Source organism: Streptomyces sp. NPDC014864 (assembly GCF_043081525.1).
Taxonomy (GTDB): Bacteria; Actinomycetota; Actinomycetes; order Streptomycetales; family Streptomycetaceae; genus Streptomyces.
In genome coordinates, this window is the sequence record NZ_JBIBWT010000018.1 from 156,040 (window position 1) to 162,198 (window position 6,159).

A 6,159-nucleotide genomic window follows, 5' to 3' on the forward strand; every position below is an offset into this window, starting at 1 on the left:
ATCGGGTACTGGTCGGTGTTGCCGCGGAAGGCTGGGCAAAGGCCGGCGCGCAGGGTCCGCCTGCCGGGTTCAGTCGTCGGCGACCACGGCGGCCTCGCCGCCGGTCAGCTTCACCAGCTCCGTGAACGTGGTACGGAAGACGGTGTGCGGCATGCCGGCGCCCGCCCAGAGGTGCGGATACTCCTCCAGCGCGGCATCGACCAGCGTGCGCACCGGCCGGGGATGGCCCACGGGCGCCACGCCCCCGACCTCCTGGCCGGTCACCGCCAGGACGAACGCGGGATCGGCGCGGCGGATCCTGCCGCGGCCCACCCCCAGGAGACGGGCCACCAGGCGGGTGTCCACCCGGTGGGCTCCGCTGGTCAGGACCAGCAGGGGCTCCTCGTCGACGGAGAAGACCAGGCTGTTGGCGATCGCTCCCACCGCGCAGCCGAGCTGGACGGCTGTTGCCGCGGCAGTGGGTGCCGCAGCCGGGAGCTCGACCACGTCGCCGGTCATGCCGTGCTCCCGCAGGACAGCACGCACTCGTCGTACCCTCTCGTGCACAATGACTCCCGTTTCGCAAGGTTGTTGAAGCGACGGCGTGCCTGCCGGGCGAGGCCGTCGCCGGTCACCGGTCCAGGGCTCGCCATTCGGGGGCAAGGACCGCCCAGAGCTGCTTGTCGTAGCGCACGCCCTGGTACGGCCATGCCTCGCGGCGCACCCCCTCCAGCGTCATGCCGAGCCGCTTGGCCACCGCCGAGCTGCGGTCGTTGTCGGCCCGGCAGTGCCATTCGGCCCGGTGCAGCCCCCGAGACGTGAACGCCCAGTCCAGCAACGCGCCGCACGCCTGCGTGACCAGACCGTGGCCCTCGGCGGACGGCTCAAGCCAGCAGCCGATCTCACACGCGCCGGCAGTGGCATCGAACGCGGTGAACATCACGCCGCCGACCAGCAGTTGGTCCCGCCAGATGCCGTACAGGCGGGCACCGTCGCCGGCCTGGCGTTCGGCATACCGCGTCAGTGTGGCCCGCGCCCCGCTCACGTCGTCGGTGACGAACGCGGAGCCGACCCAGGGCCGAATGTGCTCGCGGGCCCGGTCCAGATGATCGGCGAATTCCTCGGCATGCCAGACCTCCAGCGGACCGAGGTGAGCACCGTCGCTCAGCGACAGCGAGAACATGCAACCCTCCCCATTCACATAACAAGCGTTACGACAATGTACCGTGGCAGCATGCCACGCACCAAGGGGGATCACGAGGCCCGCCGACGCGACGTCTCCGCAGCGGTCTGGCAGGTCATGGCCAACCGCGGCTTCGCCGGCCTGACCCTGCGCGCCGTCGCCGCCGAACTCGGCGCGACCACCGGCCTGCTCACGCACTACTTCCCGACCAAACACGCGCTGGTGGAGTACGCCCTCGGCCTGCTCGAACAGCGCACCGTCTCCCGCCCCCGCCGCCACACGGGCGAAGGTCTGGCCGCCCTCAGGGACGCGCTGCTGGACATCCTGCCGCTGACCCCCGAGGCCACCGACAGCAACCGCATCTGGGTCTCCTCCTGGGACACCGCACTCTCCGACCCCACCCTGAGCACCGACTACGCCCGCAAGTACGCGCAAAGCCGGGACCGGCTGAGCGAGCGGGTGGCCGCGGCCCAGGAGCTCGGCGAACTGCCCCCCGGCGACCCCGCCCAGATCGCGGCCGGGGCCCAGGCCTTCATCCTCGGCCTGGTGGTCCAGGCGTTGTTCGACCCGGGAGCGTTCCCGCCCCAGCGGCAGGTCGAGCTCCTGGACGGCTACCTGGCCGCCCTGACCGCCTCGCGCTGATCAACGACGATCACTCGGCGCGGGCCGGCGGTCTCCTCGACGCCCACTGATCACCGGCGCCGTCACCGTGTCCTAGCCCGGCGCGACCAACGGCACGTCGTCGGCACAGTTCCGGCGAGATTCCGTCCCAACGGGATCGGTGGAGGCGCCCATCACAGGGGGCGTCCATACCGTGTGCGTAATCGTCCTCGTGGCAGCCTTGGTCAGCCTCGTACTGGCCGCCTTTCCGCCACGCAACGGCACACGCCACGCTTCGGCAGGGGCAGGGCGCACGGAGTGGCCGGGACGTGTGAGGCGTCGCAGCCTGGATACGCGGTGTGCACGGACACCACGACCCGTCCGGAAGACCCCCTGCCATGACCAGCGAAAAACCGCTCGACCCGCACTCGGAGATCACCCTCCGGGTCAACGGCAAACCCCATACCCTGCTCGTCGACCACCGGCGGGTCCTGCTGGACCTGCTCCGCGAGGACCTGGGCCTCACCGGGTCCAAGAAGGGCTGCGACCACGGCCAGTGCGGCGCCTGCACCGTCCTGGTGGACGGGCGCCGCGTCAACGGCTGTCTGCTGCTCGCCGTCACCCTCGACGGCAGCGAGGTCACCACCATCGAGGGCCTCGGCGGCGACGGCGAGGAACCGCACCCCCTCCAGCGGGCCTTCCTGGAACGCGACGCCTTCCAGTGCGGCTACTGCACACCCGGGCAGATCTGCTCCGCCGTGGGCATGATCGCCGAGGCCGCTGCCGGTCACCCGTCCCACGTCACCGACCCGGCGGAGCCCTCCGGCCGGCCCGTGCCGCTGGACGGGACCGAGATCCGCGAGCGGCTCAGCGGCAACCTGTGCCGGTGCGGCGCCTATCCGCGCATCGTCGAGGCGGTGGAGGACGTGATCGGGTGAAAGGCTTCGGATACCTCAGGCCCACCGGCGTCGAGGAGGCCGTCGAGGCCTACGCGGCCCACCCTGGCGCCCACTACCTCGCCGGCGGCACCAACCTCGTCGACCTCATGAAACTCGGCGTGGAGACCCCTGGCGTCCTCATCGACGTCGGCCGGCTGCCGCTGGACTCGGTCGAGGAACTGCCGGACGGCGCGCTGCGCGTAGGCGCCACCGTCCGCAACAGCGATCTCGCCGCCCACCCGCTGGTCCGCGACCGCTACCCGGTGCTGTCCCAGGCGCTCCTCGCGGGCGCCTCCGGACAGCTCCGCAACGCCGCCACGACCGGCGGCAACCTGCTCCAGCGCACCCGCTGCCCCTACTTCCAGGACCTCGACAAACCCTGCAACAAGCGGCAGCCGGGCAGCGGCTGTGGTGCCCGCGACGGCGTGCACCGCGACCACGCCGTGCTGGGCCACTCCCCGCACTGCATCGCCACCCACCCCTCCGACATGGCCGTCGCCCTGGCGGCCCTCGACGCCCGGGTCGAGCTGTACGGCGCCGAGGGCGGGCGCAGCATCCCGGTGGCCGACTTCCACCGGCTGCCCGGGGTCCGTCCGGAGCGGGACACCGAGATCCGCCCCGGTGAGCTGATCACCGGCGTCCTGCTGCCGGCCGCCCGGGCCGGTGTGCCCTCCGCCTACCGCAAGGCCCGCGACCGTGCCTCGTACGCCTTCGCCCTGGCCTCCGTGGCCGTCGTCCTGCGGGTCGCGGACGGCGTCGTGGACCAGGTGGGGCTCGCCTTCGGCGGCCTCGCCCACCGGCCCTGGCGAGCCCACCACGCGGAGACGGCGCTGCTGGGCGCGGCGGCGGCCCCCGAGGCCTTCGAGGGCGCCGTGGCCCTGGAACTGGACCGCGCCGAGCCGTTGCGCGACAACGCCTACAAGGTGCCCCTCGCCCGCAACCTCGCCCTGGACGTCCTGAACCGCCTCGCCCCCGCACCCGCGACGGCCTGACCTCTTCCGGACCCGGCCGACCCCAGGAGAACCGATGGCGAACGACCCCCCGGAGCACGGCGGCCCGCTGCCCGGGACCGATCTGCCGCACGACGATCCGATGGCCGCCACCGGACCGGCCCGGGACGATCCGCGGGCCGGCGCCGCTCTGCCGCACGACGACCTCGTCACCCGCGCCGCCTCCGCCGCCTCGGGTGAGTCCGGCGAGGGCCGGCAGCCCCGTACCGGCGCCCTGGAGCAGGACCCCCACCCCACCCCGCGCACCGGCACCGCCCTCGGGGCGCCCGCCGGGCGGCGGGAAGGGCGGGAGAAGGTCACCGGTAACGCCCGTTACGCCGCCGAGTACCCGGTGCCCGGCCGCGTCCACGCCTGGCCCGTGCCGGCGGCCGTGGCCCGGGGCCGGGTCACCGGCGTGGACACCTCGGCCGCGCTCGCGCTGCCCGGCGTCCTCGCCGTGCTGACCCCCGGCGACGCCCCGCGCCTCGGCGAGACGGACGACGCCACCCTCGCCGTCCTGCAGAACCGCCACGTGCCGCACCGGGGCTGGTGCGTCGCCCTGGCTGTCGCCGAGACCCTGGAGGCGGCCCGCGCCGCCGCCCGGGCCGTCCGCGTCGGCTACGTCACCGAGCACCACGACGTCGTACTCCGCCCCGACCACCCGGACGCCTACGAGCCCGAAGGGGGCGCTCAGCCGGGCCGCCTCGAACACGGCGACCCATACGGCGCCTTCGCCGCCGCCGACGTCCGCCTGGACACCGAGTACCGGGTGCCGCCCCTGCACAACCACCCCATGGAACCGCACGCGAGCACCGCGCACTGGGACGGCGACCGGCTGACCGTGTACACCTCCAGCCAGGGCAGCACGACCGTCCAGTCCGTGCTCGCCGGTCTCTTCGACCTGCCCGAGGAGCACGTCACCGTGGTGGCCGAGCACGTCGGCGGCGGCTTCGGCTCCAAGGGCACCCCGCGCCCCGACGTCGTCCTCGCCGCCATGGCCGCACGGCACACCGGCCGGCCGGTCACGGTGGCCTACCCCCGCCGGTACATGCCCACCGTCGTCGGCCACCGGGCCCCCACCCTGCACCGGCTGCGCCTCGGCGCCACCGCCGACGGACACCTCACCGCGGTGCTGCACGAGGTCACCACGCACACCTCGCACGTCAGGGAGTACGTGGAGCAGGCCGCGGTGCCGTCCCGCGTCATGTACACCGCCCAGCACCTGCTCAGCTCCCACCGGGTGGTGCCGCTGGACGTTCCCGGCCCGTCCTGGATGCGCGCCCCCGGCGAGGCCCCCGGCATGTACGCCCTGGAGTCGGCGGTCGACGAACTCGCCGGGGCCCTCGGCGTGGACCCCGTCGAGCTGCGGATCCGCAACGAGCCGGAGAGGGAACCCGGCAGCGGCAAGCCGTTCAGCAGCCGGCACCTCGCCGAGTGCCTGCGCGAGGGCGCCCGCCGCTTCGGCTGGGACCGGCGCGACCCGCGCCCGCGCTCCCGGACCGAGGGCCCACTGCTCATCGGCACCGGAGTGGCCGCGGCGACCTACCCGGTCCTGATCCGGCCGTCGACCGCCACCGCCCAGGCCCTGCCCGACGGCACCTTCCTCATCAGGGTGAACGCGGCCGACATCGGCACCGGCGCGCGCACCGTCCTCGCCCAGGTCGCCGCCGACGCCCTCGGCGCGCCCCTGGACCGGGTGCGCACCGAGGTGGGCCGCAGCGACCTGCCCCCGGCGTCGCTGGCCGGCGACTCCTCCGGCACCGCCTCATGGGGCTGGGCCGTGCACGAGGCGTGCGCCGCCCTGGCGGCCCGGCTCGCCGAGCACCCGGGTCCGCCGCCCGCCGAGGGTCTCCTGGTCCGTTCCGACACCGCCGGCCGGGCGGACGCCGACTCCCCGTACGCCCGGCACGCCTTCGGCGCCCACTTCGCCGAGGTCGCCGTCGACACCGTCACCGGCGAGGTACGGGCCCGCAGGATGCTCGGCGTCTTCGCCGCCGGGCGGATCCTCAACGCCCGCACCGCGCGCTCCCAGTTCGTCGGCGGCATGATCATGGGCCTGGGCATGGCCCTGACCGAAGGCAGCACCATGGACGCCCCGTTCGGCGACTTCACCGAGGCCGACCTCGCCTCCTACCACGTGCCCGCCCACGCCGACGTCCCCGGCATCGAGGCCGACTGGATCGAGGAGGACGACCCGCACCTCAACCCCATGGGCAGCAAGGGCATCGGCGAGATCGGCATCGTCGGGACCGCCGCCGCCCTCGGCAACGCCGTCCACCACGCCACCGGCATCCGGTTCCGCGAACTCCCCCTCACCCCGGACCGCGTCCTCACCGGCCTGCTGGCCGAACGGTGACGACCGCGACGAGGGACACAACAGCGGCTGTTGGTGATTATTGGTTCATGCGAGCGGCGGACCTGTCGCGCTTACTGAGCGTGGTGAGAGCGGTGCGTGCCGGGTCTCTTGCGC

6 protein-coding genes are annotated in these 6,159 nt (G+C 73.8%); 4 read left to right on the top strand and 2 right to left on the bottom strand.

What is annotated here, in order from left to right:
* Positions 1-69 precede the first annotated feature (69 nt).
* On the bottom strand, positions 70-498 hold the full coding sequence (locus tag ACF1A5_RS28015) for a YbaK/EbsC family protein (RefSeq protein ID WP_392195651.1): 429 nt from the start codon (positions 496-498) through the stop codon (positions 70-72).
* Positions 499-610: 112 nt separating this feature from the next.
* A complete protein-coding gene (locus tag ACF1A5_RS28020; protein ID WP_392195642.1) occupies positions 611-1,162 on the bottom strand; it encodes a GNAT family N-acetyltransferase in 552 nt (183 codons plus the stop codon).
* Between the two features lie 51 nt (positions 1,163-1,213).
* On the opposite strand from ACF1A5_RS28020, the gene ACF1A5_RS28025 reads away from it, so the two are divergent.
* The 4 genes from ACF1A5_RS28025 to ACF1A5_RS28040 all read left to right on the top strand — a co-directional run bounded on the left by ACF1A5_RS28025 (position 1,214) and on the right by ACF1A5_RS28040 (position 6,045).
* Positions 1,214-1,804: a TetR/AcrR family transcriptional regulator gene (locus ACF1A5_RS28025; RefSeq protein ID WP_392195643.1), complete on the top strand. Its 591-nt coding sequence runs from the start codon at positions 1,214-1,216 to the stop codon at positions 1,802-1,804.
* 356 nt (positions 1,805-2,160) lie between these two features.
* Positions 2,161-2,700, top strand: coding sequence for a 2Fe-2S iron-sulfur cluster-binding protein (locus tag ACF1A5_RS28030; protein ID WP_359553583.1), 540 nt, complete (start codon positions 2,161-2,163; stop codon positions 2,698-2,700).
* Positions 2,697-3,692 carry an FAD binding domain-containing protein gene (locus tag ACF1A5_RS28035; RefSeq protein WP_392195644.1) on the top strand — a complete coding sequence of 332 codons (996 nt, stop codon included), beginning with the start codon at positions 2,697-2,699 and terminating at the stop codon, positions 3,690-3,692. The genes ACF1A5_RS28030 and ACF1A5_RS28035 overlap by 4 nt, the downstream gene beginning before the upstream one ends.
* Before the next feature lie 34 nt (positions 3,693-3,726).
* The gene (locus tag ACF1A5_RS28040; protein ID WP_392195645.1) at positions 3,727-6,045 is read left to right on the top strand and encodes a xanthine dehydrogenase family protein molybdopterin-binding subunit; all 2,319 of its coding nucleotides are present in this window, start codon (positions 3,727-3,729) and stop codon (positions 6,043-6,045) included.
* Positions 6,046-6,159: the final 114 nt, after the last annotated feature.